At 65.5% G+C, this 15,911-nt stretch carries 9 protein-coding genes; 6 read left to right on the forward strand and 3 right to left on the reverse strand.

What is annotated here, in order from left to right:
- Window positions 1-198: 198 nt before the first annotated feature.
- From AC3RCE_RS17350 to AC3RCE_RS17375, 6 genes are all read left to right on the forward strand, one after another.
- Window positions 199-933 carry a TonB-dependent receptor gene (locus AC3RCE_RS17350; protein ID WP_492253565.1) on the forward strand — a complete coding sequence of 245 codons (735 nt, stop codon included), beginning with the start codon at window positions 199-201 and terminating at the stop codon, window positions 931-933.
- 258 nt (window positions 934-1,191) lie between these two features.
- A complete protein-coding gene (locus AC3RCE_RS17355) occupies window positions 1,192-3,321 on the forward strand; it encodes a TonB-dependent siderophore receptor (RefSeq protein WP_492253566.1) in 2,130 nt (709 codons plus the stop codon).
- Between the two features lie 116 nt (window positions 3,322-3,437).
- On the forward strand, window positions 3,438-5,615 hold the full coding sequence (locus AC3RCE_RS17360) for a TonB-dependent siderophore receptor (RefSeq protein ID WP_492253567.1): 2,178 nt from the start codon (window positions 3,438-3,440) through the stop codon (window positions 5,613-5,615).
- A gap of 235 nt (window positions 5,616-5,850) precedes the next feature.
- A complete protein-coding gene (locus AC3RCE_RS17365) occupies window positions 5,851-6,660 on the forward strand; it encodes a glycosyltransferase family 2 protein (RefSeq protein WP_369642901.1) in 810 nt (269 codons plus the stop codon).
- A complete protein-coding gene (locus tag AC3RCE_RS17370; RefSeq protein WP_218295419.1) occupies window positions 6,660-7,073 on the forward strand; it encodes a sugar 3,4-ketoisomerase in 414 nt (137 codons plus the stop codon). The genes AC3RCE_RS17365 and AC3RCE_RS17370 overlap by 1 nt, the downstream gene beginning before the upstream one ends.
- Before the next feature lie 5 nt (window positions 7,074-7,078).
- Window positions 7,079-8,287, forward strand: coding sequence for an FAD-dependent oxidoreductase (locus AC3RCE_RS17375; protein WP_492253568.1), 1,209 nt, complete (start codon window positions 7,079-7,081; stop codon window positions 8,285-8,287).
- 212 nt (window positions 8,288-8,499) lie between these two features.
- On the opposite strand, the gene AC3RCE_RS17380 is transcribed toward AC3RCE_RS17375, so the two are convergent.
- From AC3RCE_RS17380 to AC3RCE_RS17390, 3 genes are all read right to left on the reverse strand, one after another.
- Window positions 8,500-12,552, reverse strand: a complete 4,053-nt coding sequence (locus AC3RCE_RS17380; RefSeq protein ID WP_492253569.1) for a cadherin-like beta sandwich domain-containing protein — start codon at window positions 12,550-12,552, stop codon at window positions 8,500-8,502.
- 216 nt (window positions 12,553-12,768) lie between these two features.
- The gene (locus tag AC3RCE_RS17385; RefSeq protein ID WP_218295422.1) at window positions 12,769-14,205 is read right to left on the reverse strand and encodes an NAD-dependent succinate-semialdehyde dehydrogenase; all 1,437 of its coding nucleotides are present in this window, start codon (window positions 14,203-14,205) and stop codon (window positions 12,769-12,771) included.
- Window positions 14,206-14,413: 208 nt separating this feature from the next.
- Window positions 14,414-15,910, reverse strand: coding sequence for an efflux transporter outer membrane subunit (locus AC3RCE_RS17390; protein WP_492253570.1), 1,497 nt, complete (start codon window positions 15,908-15,910; stop codon window positions 14,414-14,416).
- Window position 15,911: the final 1 nt, after the last annotated feature.

Genomic DNA, 15,911 nt, shown 5'->3' on the forward strand with positions numbered 1-15,911 from the left:
CACCCCACACAGCCCCTTGCCCCAGCGGCGCGTCCGTCCGGACGCTGCACCCTGCACACCGCCGCACAGCCACCCAGCGCCTGACCACCGGGCGTAGGCAGCCACCCTTTCGCACACAGATGCCGCCCCCGCAAAGCGCGGGGCGCGCAGCGCTGCGTGCTCGCCGATTTTTGTTGAAACCACCGAAAGGAAACTGCCATGTCCTCGTCCCTGCGCCGCAAGGCCGCCCTGCTCGCCGCCCTGCTCACCTGTGCATCCCTCACCGCCGTCACCGCCGCCCACGCCCACCAGGTGTGGCTGGAAAACGCGGGCGGCCAGGCCCGCCTGCACTTTGGCGAGTTCAACGACAACCTGCGCGAGACCTCGCCGGGCTCGCTGGACAAGTTCAAGGGCGTGCCCGCACTCGAGCAGCGCACCGGCACCACGGCGCAGCGCGTGGACGGCCAGCTGGGCAAGGACGGCTTCACCTACACCGTGGCCGGCACGCCCGACACGCTGTTCGCCGCCGCCACCTACCCGCTGATCGACCGCAGCAAGCGCAACCTGCCCGCGATGTACTGGCAGCCCTCGGCCCGCTGGGTGGCGGGCCTGACGCAAGCCGTGGCGCCCACCGCGCCGCTGGACCTGGTGCCCACCGGCAAGCCCGGCGAGTTCAAGGTGGTCTACAAGGGCGCGCCGCTGCCCAAGGCCAAGGTGCAGCTGGCAGCCCCCTCGGGCTGGACGCGCGAGGCCGAGGCGGCTGAAGACGGCACCGTGACCTTCGTCACCCCCTGGAAGGGCCAGTACGTGGCCGAGGTCAAGCACAGCGACAAGACCCCCGGCGAAGCCCAGGGCGAGAAGTACGGCGAAGCCAGCTACGTGACCACGCTGACCTTCGTGCTGGCCGACGGCATGGCGTCGCCCGCCCTGCCCACGCCCCCCAAAACCCACTGAGCCACAACGACCGCACCACGCCGCGTAACCGCTGCGCCGGGCGGCGGCGCAGCCCGGTACAGCCCATCCGGCACCACCGCACCTGGGCCGCGCCGCGCGGAGCCGTCGCCGCGCGACCCCACACGGCCCGACTTCCTGCCAGAGCCAGCCGATGCCGCCAGCGGGTTCATGCGGGCCGCTTCACGCCCATTTTTCAGCATCAAATTGCCACCTAACGCTAGACATACAAGCGCTAGAAGCTATTAAAAACATAGCATCATGATCCAACCGAACTTTTTGCGCACCGCCGTGGCCCACGCCGCCCTGCTGGCCCTGTGCAGTACAGCCCTGGCACAAACCGGCGCGGCGCCAGACCCCGCCGCCCCGCCCACAGCGGCGCCATCGATGCGCCAGGTGGATGTGGTCGATTCGACCGCGGGCGCGGCCGCCACGCCCGCACGGCGCGCCCAGAGCAGCTCGCGCCTGGGCCTGTCGGTGCTGGAGACACCCCGCTCGGTGAGCGTGATCGACAACGCGCTGATGGAGCAGCAGATGGCCACCACCGAGCGCGACGTGCTGCGCAACGCTTCGGGCGTGTCCATGCGCAGCGAGTACTACGGCTCGTACTCGCAGTTCTCCATCCGGGGGCTGTGGGCCAACAACACCTTCAACTTCCTGCGCGACGGCGCCAAGTTCGTCCACCTGCTGGACCCGCCACTGTTCAACATCGAGCGGGTCGAGGTCATCAAGGGCCCTGCCGCGCTGGAGTTCGGCCAGGTCGCGCCCGGCGGCCTCGTCAACTACGTGAGCAAGCGGCCCCAGGCCGAGGCGCTGCGCAACGTGAAGGTCGGCGTGGGCAGCGACGGCTGGCGCCATGCGGAGTTCGACCTCACCGGCCCGCTCAACGCCGACGGCACGCTGCGCTACCGGCTCGATGGCGGCGCCAGCCGGGGCGGCAGCTTCGTGGACGGCAACACCCCGCGCAAGCAGGGCATCGCCGGCAGCCTGGAGTGGCAGATCACGCCCGACACCGTCTGGCGCGCGCAGGCCGAGTACCAGGGCATCGACGGCGTCTCCACCGTGGGCCTGGCGGTGCCCGACCCCAAGAACCCGCGCAGCGCCAACGTGCTGCCGGTGGGCGCGTTCTACGGCGAGCCGTGGCTGACCACCGACGGCCGCATGCACTTTTACTCCACCGAGCTGGAGCACCGCTTCACCGATGGGCTGCAGGGCCGCGTGCACCTGTCGCGCAACGAGACGAACCGCAACGTGAACCTGCCCTCGCCCATGGGCCCTGCGGCCAACGGCCGGGTTCCGCGCGGCTACTGGCTGGCACCCGGGCAGGAATACACGTCGGACACCGCGCTGGCCGAGCTGCGCGCCAAGGTGCAGACCGGCCCGGTGCAACACACCCTGCTGGCCGGCGTGGACTGGCGCACCATCCAGGGCGTGTACGGCGCGCGCGCCACCGGCAACCTGGGTGCCGTCGACCTCTACAACCCGGTGACGGGCCTGGTGCCACCCGCAGCGTCCACCGGCGTGTCCCGGCTGTCCTCGGACGCGCGCAACACCGGCGTGTTCGTGCAGGACCGCATGGTGCTGGGCGACTTCGGCCTGCTGCTGGGCCTGCGCCACGACCGCTTCAAGGACGCGTACTCCACGCCCGCCACCGACCTGAGCAAGACACAGCCGAGCGCGGCGATCAGCTGGGAGCCCCGCCCCGGCAGCATGCTCTACGCGAGCCATGCGCGCTCGTTCCAGGCCAACACCAGCACGCTGCTGTGGGGCGACCGCTCCGCGCCGCCGTCGGAGGGCAAGCAGCTGGAGGTGGGCTGGAAGCAGGAATGGCTGGACCAGCGCCTGATGACCACGGTGTCGGCCTTCGAGCTGGAGCTGACCAACGCGCCCGCCACCGACCCGCAACACCCGGGCTACTCGGTGCTGACCGCCCGCCAGCGCATCAAGGGCATCGAGCTGGAGCTGCAAGGCCGCATCACCCCCGGCTGGACGGTGACGGCCAATGCGAGCTTCCACGACCCCAAGGTGCTGTCCGACACCACCGCCGGTGCCAACGTGGGCAACCGTGTCGCGCTGGCCACGCGCCACAACGCATCGCTGTGGACGCAGTACCGCCTGCCGCAACTGCCCGGCCTGTGGGTCGGCGGCGGCCTGGTGCACCAGGGCGACAAGTTCACCGCCAACGACAACAAGTGGCGCCTGCCGGGCTTCACCGTGGTCGACCTGGCCGTGGGCTACCAGTTCGCGGGCGGCGTGCGGCTGCAGGCCAACCTGAAGAACGCGGGCAACCGCCGCTACTACCTGGACGGCACGGCCACGGCGGCCGGCTTTGGCACCGTGGTGCCCGGCCAGCCGCGCACGGTGCAGGTGTCGCTGGACTACACGTTCTGACGGCAAGCGATTCCCCCACCCCGCCCGACCCACCACCCGCCCGCAGGCCAGCGCTTGCCCGCGCAAGCCTTGCGCCTCGGGCTTGAAGAGTTTTCAACCATCGGAGAAACAGCACCATGAGACCTGGCACCACCGCCTGCCGCACCGCCATCGCGCAGGCCGCATTGCTCGCCCTGTGCGGCGCCGCCCACGCCCAGCAGGCCACCGCCGAAGGCACGGCGGCCCCCACCGCCGAAAGGGCCCTGGCCCCCGTCACCGTGAGCGCGGGCAGCGAACAGGAAAGCCCCACCGCACCGGTCAGCGGCTTCGTCGCCAAACGCGCACTGAGCGCCACCAAGACCGACACGCCCCTCATCGAAACCCCGCAGGCCATCAGCGTGATCACCCGCGACCAGCTCGAAGCCCAGGGCGTGCAAACGCTGCGCCAGGTCACGGCGTACACGGCCGGGGCGGTATCGAACTATTTCGACAGCCGCGTGGACAGCTTTGCCGCACGGGGCGGCACCGTGTCGCAGTACCAGGACGGCCTGCTGCGCACCTACGGCACCTACAACACCAGCCGGCCCGACCCGTACACGCTCGAGCGGGTGGAGTTTCTGCGCGGGCCGACCTCGGTGCTGTACGGCCAGGGCAGCGTGGGTGGCGTGCTCAACCTCACCAGCAAACGCCCGCAGGCAGAAACGCAACGCGAGCTGCAGCTGCAGCTGGGCAACAACGCCCGCAAGCAGATCGCCGCCGACCTGACGGGTGCGCTCGACCAGGACGGCCAGTGGCTCTACCGCCTGGTGGCCGTGGGCCGCGACAGCGGCAGCCAGGTGGACCATGTGGACGACGACCGCCTGGTGTTCGCGCCCTCACTCACCTGGAAGCCCAACGCCGACACCTCGCTCACGCTGCAGGCGCTGCACCAGAAGGACCAGAGCGGATCGCTGATCGGCTTCTTCCCGTGGCAGGGCACGCAGCTGGCCAGCCGCTACGGCCAGATCCCGCGCAACACCTTCATCGGCGAGCCGGGCTGGGACGCGTTCGACACCACCAACAACTCCTGGGGCTACCTCTTCAGCCACCGCCTGAACGCCGACTGGACCGTGCGCCAGAACCTGCGCCGCACCGTGAGCGAGGTGGACTACCGCACCATCTACACCAGCTTCACCGCCAACGCCGCCACGGGCCGCCCCGCGCGCCCCGTGTTCAACAGCGACGCCCGCACCGTCGTGCGCGACGCGGTGTGGAACATCAACACCGGCCGCATGCTGCTGATCGACACGCAGCTCGAAGGCAAGCTCAAGACCGGCAGCGCCGACCACACCCTGCTCGCGGGCCTGGACGTGCAGCGCAACCACACCGGCCAGCAGGCCTGGCGCGCCGTGGCACCGGCCATCGACGTGTACAACCCGGTGTACGGCAACTTCACGCCGCCCACTGCGGCGCAGCTGGTGCGACAACCGAACGTGGTGCAAAAGCAGCTGGGCTTTTACCTGCAGGACCAGATCAAGTGGGACCGCTGGACCGCCACGCTGGGCCTTCGCCACGACAGCGCCCAGACCGACACCGTGGGCCGCCCCGCAGCCGCGGTGGACGACAAGGCCTGGACCAAGCGTGCGGGCTTCACCTACCAGATGGACGGCGGCTGGGCCCCTTACGCAGGCTATTCCGAGTCGTTTCAGCCGCTGGGCGGCGTGGACGCTTATGGCACGGCCTTCAAGCCCCAACGCGGCGAGCAGTGGGAGGCCGGCGTGAAATGGCAACCCGCCGGCCAGGGCATCAGCGCCTTCGCGGCGGTCTACCAGCTGCGCGAGAAGAACCGCAAGACCAACGACCCCGGCAACCCGCTCAACAGCCTGCAGATTGGCGAAGTCAAGGTCCGGGGCTTTGAAGCCGAAGTGCAGGCCAGCCTGGCACGCCAGTGGGACTTCACCCTGGGCTACGCGTTTACCGACGCCAAGATCAGCCGCAGCAACGCCGGCGACCAGGGCACCCCCGTGGCCAGTGTGCCCAAACACACCGCATCGGCCTGGCTGAGCCACCGCTTCGCCAGCGAGGGCCGCGGCGGCTGGACCGTGGGCGCCGGCGTGCGCTACACCGGCTCGCAGTGGAGCGGCACCAGCGCCATCAGCACCCCGGCCGCCACCCTGGCCGATGCGATGGTGGCGTACGACGCCGGCGACTGGCGCGTGGCCTTCAACGTGGTCAACCTCGCGGACAAAGTGCACATCACGCAGTGCCTGGCGCGGGGGGATTGCTTCTACGGGCAGGCACGGACGTACACATTGACTTCGACGTACCGGTTCTGATGGTCAGAAAGGGGAAACCGCGAGCAACAGACGCAAGCGGTTTCCGGGAGGTATCCAGGCTTTTGCGGGTCGCGGTGCATCCCGAACTAGCCCACCCGACTGTGCTGCGGCATGCACGCAAGCGGCCAACACGACGTAGGCTGGCAAACCCTCCGCGATCCCATTCAGCTCTACTACACTGAGAATTGGAGTTCACTTTACCAAGCCCATGCAACCTAGTCCAAAGCCCTCGAAAGTGGCCGCGCTTGTCCCGGCGTGGCAGTCTTCGGCATTCATTCAAGCAACCCTCGACTGCCTCTCCGCGCAGACTTACCCTCACCTGGAAGTTATCGTCTCTGTAGATGAATGCAGTGATTCAACTTATGAGATCTGCATGGCGCATGCTCAGAAAGACTCGCGCTTCAGGGTGATCTTGCAACCGCATCGACTAGGTTATGTGGGCAACTGCAACTTTTTACTTGATCAGACTGACGCAGATTATGTACTGTTTGCGTTTCACGATGACATCCTAAAACCCGAATACATCAAACTGCTGACAGAAGTGCTGGACATGCGGCCAGAGGTTGTCATGAGTTATTCGGACGTACATTTGACAAACACCAACGGAACTCAAGAGCACTGGATATTCACGGAGCTTGAGGGTGTTCGCGACCCGGTCCAACGGGGTGCACTCATGATGAGTGGGAGTAATAAATGGTGGGTACCCAATCGGGGACTATTTCGCCTAAATCAAGCGCGGCAAATCAACGGCCTCAAAACCCATCGCGCAGGAGAATTTTCCGCAGATTGGCCGTGGCTGTTCCACATGAGCCTCCTGGGAGAATTCGCACGCATCCCTCAAACTCTATGCTACAAATACTACAAACCCGGTAGCTTATCCAGAAGTTGGGAATTCTCCAAACGCCAACGCTATGAGGTCTATGCCGCGATAATGCGGGAAATTTGGATTTCCAACCTCACTACTGAGCAAAAAATGACGCTCGCCAGCCCTTTGGCGAGATGGCTCTATCAAAACAATCCAGATCTCAAAAAAGAGGAAAAGTGATGAACACCATCGCTCCAAACCTCTGTTCCAGTTGGTTTGGGGGGCGAGTCCGCTTCATTGACCTTCCCACTCACACTGATGAGCGAGGCAATCTGCTGCCCCTCGATTTTGATAGCCTGCCCTTCACGCCACGCCGCGCATTCACAGTGACAGATGCCCCAACCGGATCCATTCGGGGGGAGCATGGCCACCGCAGCGGGGAACAACTCCTCATTTGCTTGCATGGAAAGATCGGCCTCTTGCTCAGAAAGGGACACGAAGAAGTGGATACTGTGCTGACACCAGCCGGACCAGGCCTCCTTTTAGGAGCTGGCGTGTGGTGCCGCCAGACTTATTTGGTTTCGGATTCCTCACTTTTAGTATTGGCCAGCGAACCCTATGATCCCGGATCATATGTCTCGACCTGGAATTAAGACATATGCGAAATCCCCCCCGAATTGCCATCCTTGGTGCTGGAATCATGGGCTGCTCTGCAGCGCTGTTTTTTGCCCGCAAAGGGATCGAAGTATCCATCTTCGATATGGCTGAACAACCGTTCAGTGCGGCAAGCCGATGGAACGAAGGAAAAATCCACTTGGGGTGCCTCTACAGCGCAGATCCATCGCTAAGCACGGCGGATCATGTGATTCCCGGCGGGCTCAGGTTTCGTCCATTGATAGAGGAATTGGTCGGTACCTCCCTCGCTCCGGCCATTACCTCCGAAGACGATCTGTATTTGTGCCATCGCAAATCCGTGACATCTGCATCAGAAATGAAGACGTACATGGAGAAAGTCGTTGAGCGCGTGCGATCTCACCCAGATGCAGCGCGATATCTAGCAGATGCATCTGAAAGTCGGATTCACCAGCTGAGCTCTTCCGAACTGGCTGGCTTCACATCGTCGCCAGATATTGTTGCAGGCTTTCGGGTTCCAGAAAGATCCGTTGATACCAATTGGGTCGCTGAGCGGTTTATACCGGCGATGGGCGCTGAAAAATTGATTCAACAATTTATGGGAACCCGTGTCATGGCTGCACGGCCCGCAGAGGTTGGAATCAACGGCACGTGGAAAATAGAGACTTCCGCAGGCATATTTGGCCCATACGACTACGTAATAAACTCGCTCTGGCAAGGTCGTTTAGCGATAGATCGAACTGCGGGGCTAGAGCCGACAGGAGTTTGGTCGAACAGATACCGTCAATCGCTTTTCTTGCGCACTGCAGAACCGGTTCATGCCCCTTGCGCTGTCATCGCCACCGGACCATTCGGAGACATAAAAAACTACAACGGGCGTGATTTTTACCTCTCCTGGTATCCCGATGGTTTGCGTGTAGACAGCTCTGACATTTCACCACCGGAGCCTCATTTAGCTTCCAAAGATGCTGAGGATATATCGAATTCCATTCTCAACCATCTTCAAGCCTTATTGCCGTGGGTAGCGCAAATTCGCGAGCAAGCAGAGCGTTCCACCCTTGAAGGCGGATGGGTTTTTGCCGCCGGCCAAGGAGCACTTTCGGATCGAAAATCAACGCTGCACCGTCGTTCTGATTATGGAACCACAAAATTGGGAAACTATATTTCCATCGACACCGGAAAATACTCAACGGCGCCCGCACTGGCTCAGGCACTGGTAGAAAATATCATATAAACGTGGAATAACTATCACATTTCGATGTGATTGATAGTTTCTCAAAATCTCCTTGATTGCTTACCACCGCAGGCAGCGAGCGGCGTCGAGCAAACGACAGCCGCTGCGAACGCTCCTCCTCCGACAGCACCAGTTCAGTCTTCGGTCTGCCTGTCCTCATCGCGGTATCTCCGTTTCAAAGATACCTTACTGGTACGCGCGATAAGTACCAGTTATTCACGAGACGGGGCACCCGTCCACAGAACGGCTATTGCAGCCAGCATCAAGGACAACAACAGCACACCCCACCGGGAAAGCGTTGGAATCCCTGTAGAGGCCGCGGCCAGTGCCACACCGCCCGGATCCGGGATAGCGCCATTCAGCGCTAGATCATCATCCCCCAAGCCGCCATCCGTAAGTACCAGCGTGACTGTGTTGCCGGTGATCGTCGCTCCGGGGAACGGGTACCAGTGGGGAGCACCCTGGCCCGGCGTAGGGCCGTATTTCATGTACACGGCGCCGGATGGGAACGGCTGCGGATAAGTCAGCGTGATGGTCACGGCGGCACCGTTGGGGCAACCTCCGACGATCACATCGAATAAACCCTGGGGAAACACATACCCGGCCGTGCCCCCGGAAGGCAGCGAGCCCGCGCCTCCCGTGCGGGGGATGAAATTCGCCTGGTCAAAACCGCAGCCAGCCGGCCCCGACAGGCTGGCATTCACCGTACCGCCTCCGGTGGGGCTAATGCCCGTCGCCGTGGTAGGGCGCGAACGCATCACGGTGACCGTGTAGTTTTTGGTGGAGCCGCTCTGGGCGGTCACTTGCACAGTGACCATGTTGTTGCCGACGTTCAGCGCAATGGGGGCCGACGCGTTGCCGCTGGGCGTGGCAACGCCGTTGACCATGACACTCGCACTGCCATCGGCCACGGTGGGGGTGACGGTGATGGAGCTGTCGGGCACGGTAGCGGTGTAGTTCTGCTGGGCCGCGCTGAATACCGGGCTCAGGGTGCCGCTCGACAACAACAATGCGCCCAGGTCGTTATTCGACGAGACCGCACGCGTCACGGTGACCGTGTAGGTCTTGGTGGTGCCATTCTGCGCGGTGACCACGACCGTGACGGTGTTCGCACCGGTGTTCATGGCGATGGCGCCGGAGGCATTGCCGCTGGCCACGGCAACGCCGTTGACCGTCACCGCTGCGTTCGGTTCATTGACCGTCGGCGTGACGGTGATGCTGGTGGTCGCGGCCGCGATCAACATCGTGTAGCCCGTGGTGCTCGGCGCAAACGCCGGGCTGATGCTGCCGCCCGACAAGTCCAGGGCCGACAGGTTGGCGTCGCCCGATCCCGCCCGCGTCACCGTCACCGTGTAGGTCTTGGTGGTGGTGCCGTCCTGCGCTGTCACGACGGTGGTAACGGTGTTGGCACCCACCGCCAGCGCAATCGCGCCCGAGGCATTGCCGCTGGTGGTGGCCACCCCGTTCACTGTGACGCTGGCAGTGGCATCGGCCACGGTTGGCGTCACGGTGAGTGAGGTGGTGGCGTTGCCGACGCTGGCCGTGTAGCTGGTGGTGCCAGCGGCAAAGGCAGGCGCCAAGGTGCCACTGGACAAGGACAGCGCAGACAGATCAGCGTCACTCGAAGGCAGCGCGCGCGCGATGGTCACGGTGTAGCTTTTGGTCGCGCCGTTCTGGGCGGTGACGACGATGGTGACCGTGTTACTGCCCGGGTTCATCGCGATGGCACCCGAGACGGCCCCGCTGGTGACAGCCACCCCGTTGACGGTGATGCTGGAGGTGCCAGCGGCCGCGGTGGGGGTGACGGTAAGGCTGGAGGTGCCGGCCGCGATGGAGGCGACATAGCCCGTCGTGCCCGCCGCGAACACCGGGCTCAAAGTGCCGCTAGAGGGGCTCAGCGCAGACAACTCAGCGTTGGACGACGCGGCACGGGTCACGGTGACGGTATACGTCTTGGTCGTGGTGCCGTCCTGGGCCGTAACGACCGTGGTCAGGGTGTTGCTGCCCACATTCAGCGCAATCGCGCCCGAGGCATTGCCGCTGGTCGTGGCCACACCGTTCACGGTGACGCTGGAGGTACCGGCGGCCACGGTCGGGGTCACCGTGAGCGAGGTGGTGGCGTTGCTGACGCTGGCCGTGTAGCTGGTGGTGCCAGCTGCAAACGCAGGCGCCAAGGTGCCGCTGGACAGCGACAGCGCAGACAAGTCGGCATTGGACGACCCGGCCCGGGTCACGGTCACGGTGTAGCTCAGCGGCGTGCCGTTCTGCGCGGTGACGGTGACGGTGATGGTGTTGCTACCGACGTTCAGCACAATCGCGCCCGAGGCGTTGCCGCTGGTGGTGGCCACGCCATTGACGGTGACGCTGGCGGTAGCGTCGGCCACGGTGGGGGTGGCGGTCAACGACGTGGTGGCATTGCCCACACTGGCCGTGTAGCCGGTGGTGCCCGAGGCAAACGCGGGGGTCAGTGCGCCGCTTGAAAGCGACAGCGCGCCCAGTTGGTTGTTGCCCGACGCGGCCGCGCGGGTGACGGTGGTGGTGTAGGTGCTGGTCGTGGATCCGTCCTGGGCGGTCACGACGGTGGTAATCGTGTTGGAGCCCACTGCCAACGCAATGGCCCCCGACGCATTGCCGCTGGTGACAGCGACACCGTTGACGGTGACGCTGGCAGTGGCATCGGCCACGGTGGGCGTGGCGGTGAGCGATGTTGTAGTGAAGGGCACGCTGGCCGTGTAGGAGGTGGTGCCCGAGGCGAACACGGGGTTCAAAGTACCTGCCGAGAGCGCTAGGTTGCTCAGGTTGGCATTGCTCGAGGGCGGTGCCGCGCGCGTGACGGTGATGGTGTAGGTCTTGGTGGTGCTCCCGTCGAGAGCCGTGACGACGGTGGTGATGGTGTTGGAGCCGACGTTCAGCGCAATAGCCCCTGAGGCGGTGCCGCTGGCAACGGTCACACCGTTGACGGTGACGGTTGCGCCCGGAGTGTCGACCGTTGGCGTGACAGTCGTGCTGGTTATTGCGTTGGCGACCGTAAAGCCGTAGCTGGTTGTCGCGGCCAAGAATGAAAAGCCGCCGGACGACGCCGACAGGGCACTCAAGTCGGCATTGCCGGTGGGCTCGGTGAACACGAAGTTGTTGAAACCTTCCTGCCACAGCTGGTTGGGCGCTCCGGCGCTGCCAGTGGTGGTGATCCGGACCTCGTCGACATTTCCGAAGTCCGCCAGCAGATTGACGGTGACGTTGGAGCCGCCCGCATCGGCAACAAAGGGATGGCCGGCACCCGTTGCCACGCCGTTGCGGTAGCCGGTGGCGGTATAGGTCGCTCCCAGCGCCTGCACGTCCTGGATGACGAAACTGGTGATGCCGAACAGACGGTTCAACTGGCTTTTGATGACAAGCGCGCCGACCGGGTTCAAGGTGCTGAAGATCAGCATGGAGTTGCTGCCGCTGCTGGTCAGGTCGAAGTTCGTGACACTGCCGCTGAGCGTATTGCCGACGTTGGCGAAGTAGATCTCGTATTCGATGTTGGGAAAATGGATCTGGGCCGAGAGATTGCTGTCGAGGAACTTGGAGACCGTGAAGGTGTTGTCCGCGAGGGTCGGATTGATCGACAAGGTGCCAGCGACGGTGGGCAGGACATGGCGGTACGAGGGGAAGGCCAGGACCGTGCTGCGCAATGGGCCGGTACGGTGTTCCAGCAGCCAGTCGCCGCCTTGACCGGCATCACCCGTGAGGTTGGTGGACGCGGCAACCTGTGCACCGGTTGCCTCGGCTAGCAGGGCCATGAATGCCTGGCCTTCAGCGCCCCGCCCCACCTCGCAACCGTACAGCAGCAGGTCGGCCTCGTCGCCAAGCGCCTCGCGAATGCGCGCGAGGTCCGGGCCCCTCCCCCGCAATGCCTGGCTGTCGAGGGTCAGCGAGCCCAGGGCCAATGCACCTTGCGCACCATGCGAGATCAAATGTACGGCGGAGATGTTCTTGCGGCCCGACAGCGCGTCGGCCATCTGGCGCAAGCCATCAGTCCTGGCATCCAGCACGACAACCTCTGCCGCTGAACCCGCGCCAGCCATCAACGCTTCGTGGTGGGCCACATCATCTTCAATGAAAAGTACCGCCGTGCGTGCCAGGGCAGGGGTCGGCAGCGCCGCGGCGAACGCCAGCGAAGAAGCCGCCCCCAATATCCAGAAAAAACCCGCCACCCACAGCGCCCGGAGAAAAACAACTTCTGAAAGTTTTTTCCCCAGATATCCCTCATTGATTTTTTTCACTAATTGCAATCAGTAAATTTGAAATTGAATGCAGTAAATCATGATCCCTTATAAATAACCATTGATATATTAAATTCAGCAATAAAGCGCTTGAAATGCAACACCAGACCGGCGTCTTCTCGTTCCGCCGCCCGCTGCAGAAAAGCCACCCAAAAAACAAAAAAGGCCCCGGCCGGTGATCACCGGCCGGGGCCTTTTTATCGGGTTCGCGTTGTCTCACACGTTCATGATCGACACCAGGCGCGTGTTCATGTGTGCCTCGATGGCCTCCGGGCCGCCTTCGGAGCCGTAGCCCGAATCCTTCAAGCCGCCGAACGGCAGCTCTGCGGCAGGAGCAGCAGCCTGGTTGATCCACAGCATGCCCACTTCCAGCCGCTGCGCCAGCAGGTGGGCGTTCTTCAGCGAGGTGGTGAAGGCATAGCCGGCCAGGCCGAACGGCAGGCGGTTGGCCTCGGCGATCGCGTCCTCGATCTTCTCGAAGCCGCGCACGGCCGCCACGGGGCCGAAGGGTTCTTCGTTGACGATGCGGGCGGACAGCGGCACGTCGTTGAGCACGGTGGGCTGGAAGAAGTTGCCTTCGGTGCCGATGCGCTCGCCACCGGCCAGCACCTTGGCGCCCTGCTGCACCGCGTCGGCCAGCAGGTCGGCCATGGCGGTGATGCGGCGCGGGTTGGCCAGCGGGCCCATCTGCGTGCCGGCGGCCAGGCCGTCGCCCACTTTCAGGCCCTGGGCGTACTTGGCGAAGGCCGCGACGAACTCGGCACGGATGCTCTCGTGCACCAGGTAGCGGGTGGGCGAGATGCAGACCTGGCCCGCGTTGCGGAACTTGGCGCCGCTCCCGATCTTGATGGCCAGCTCCAGGTCGGCGTCTTCGGCCACGATCACGGGGGCATGGCCGCCCAGCTCCATGGTCACGCGCTTCATGTGCTTGCCGGCCAGCGCCGCCAGCTGCTTGCCCACGGGCGTGGAGCCCGTGAACGTGACCTTGCGGATGACCGGGTGCGGAATGAGATAGCTGGAGATTTCAGCCGGGTCGCCATACACCAGGCCCACGGTGCCCGCGGGCACGCCGGCATCGGCAAACGCGCGGATCAGCTCGGCCGGGCTGGCGGGGGTTTCCTCGGGGGCCTTCACCAGGATGGAGCAGCCCGCGGCCAGCGCGGCGGCGAGCTTGCGCACGACCTGGTTGATGGGGAAGTTCCAGGGCGTGAAAGCCGCCACGGGGCCCACCGGGTCCTTGAGCACCATCTGCGTGGCCTTGAGGTTGCGCGAGGGCACGATGCGGCCGTACACGCGCAGGGATTCGTCGGCGAACCATTCGATGATGTCGGCCGAGGCCATGGTCTCGACCTTGGCTTCGGCCAGGGGCTTGCCCTGCTCCTGCACCATGACGGCCGCAATCGCCTCGGCGCGCTCGCGCATCAGCGCGGCGGCGCGGCGCATGGTCTTGGCGCGTTCGGCGGCGGGCATGTCGCGCCAGGCCTCGAATCCCTTTTGCGCGGCGGCGAGCGCCAGGTCCAGGTCGGCCTTGCCGGCATGGGCCACGCGGCCGATTTCCTGGCCGGTGGCCGGATTGAACACCGCGATGGTCTTGCCATCGGCGGCATCCTGCCATTGACCGGCAATGAAAAGTTGGGTGCTGGGGTAGCTCATGCAAAGGCTCCTGATGACAAAACGGTGGTACGGACAACCTCGGGCCCGGCGCGGGCCGGACCAGACGGAAAACCGGACACTATAGGCGCCCGCGCGCCGCCCCGCAGACAAGGCCGTGCAACCCCGCCCCGCGGAGCTGGCTATTGGCGGCCGTGGGCCACCCGTGCGGTGGCCACGCGCAGGGCGCGCCACCGCCCCCCGCTTGCACCTACTGCGCGGACGCGGCGGCCACCTGGGCGGTTGCCTCCCCACCCCAGCCACCCCCCAGCGCCCGGATGAGGCCCACCGTGGCCACGTATTGCGCCGTGCGCACCTGCAATGCCTGGCGGCGGTTGCGCAACTCGCTGCGGCGGGCGTCCAGCAGTTCGAGCTGGCTCACCAGGCCGTTGCGGTACCGCGCGTCCGACAGTTGCGTCGCACGGCGCGCGGCGGTCACCGCTCGCGCCTGGGCCTCGGCCTGGCCGGACAACAGGCGCAGTGAGGTCAACTGGTCCTCCACGTCGCGGAAGGCATTGAGCACCTGGCCCCGGTGGTCGGCCAGCGCGGCTTCGAGCCGGGCCTTCGCACCCTCGATCTGCGCATCGCGCTGGCCGCCGTCAAAGATCGGCAGCGACAGCAGCGCACCCACACCCCAGGCGCGGGCGGACCACTTGAACAAATCACCCAGCTCCGGCGATGCATGCCCCGCGTTGCCCGTGAGCGTGACGGCCGGGAACCACGCCTTCTGCGCCACGCCCACGCGGGCCTGCGCGGCCAGCACGGCGGTCTGGGCGGCCGACACATCGGGGCGGCGGGCCAGCACGGTGCCGGGCACGCCGGGCGGGATCACCGGCAGCGCCGCGTCGCCCGTGGCGGGGGCCAGCACAAAGCCGCTGGCCACCTCGCCCGCCAGCACGGCCAGGGCGTTGGTCAGCAGGGCCTGCTGGCGCTGCAGGGCCAGGGCGTCGGACTCCGTGGCGGCCACTTCGGTCTGCACGCGGGCCACGTCCAGTTCAGCCACGTCGCCCGCCTGCAGGCGGCGCTGCGTGAGGCGCAGCGTGCCTTCGTAGGCGGCCAGGCTCTCCTGCACCAGCACCTGCTCGGCCTGCACGGCGCGCAATTGCAGATAGGTTTGCGCCACATCGGCCTGCACCATGAGGCGCGTGCTTTGCAGCAGGGCTTCGCGCGTGTCGGCGTCCAGGCGCGCGGCGTCGCTGGTTTGCGAGAGGCGGCCGAACAGGTCCAGCTCGTAGGAGGCGTTGAGCCCCGCCGTGCCCAGCGTGGCGGGTGCCGCGCTGCCGGTGGTGGCAGCGCCTGCCTGGCGCGCCACGCCGGCCGAGGCGCCCACCTGCACCGAGCGGGCGGCGTCGGCAGAGCGCAGCAGCGAGCGCGCCTCGGCCAGCCGCGCGGCGGCCTGCTGGATGCTGGTATTGGCCGTGCCCGCACGCTGCACCAGGTCGGCCAGCACCGGGTCTTGAAAGCCCAGCCACCATTCGCCGCGCGGCTGCGCCTCGGCGGGGGCGGCGACCGTCCAGGGTGCCGTGGGCAGCGTGTCGCCGCCGGCGGTGAAGCGGGTGGGCACGGGCACGCCCGCATGCGGCGCGGGGGCCACGGGCTGCGTCATGCAGCCGGCCAGCACCAGGGCGGCGGCCAGGGGCGCCAGCAGGCTGCGCTTGCGCACCGCCGGGGCGACGTCAGGGGAGTTCTTCAATAACGAATCGGTCATG

The organism is Acidovorax sp. GW823-FHT05D11 (assembly GCF_058795695.1).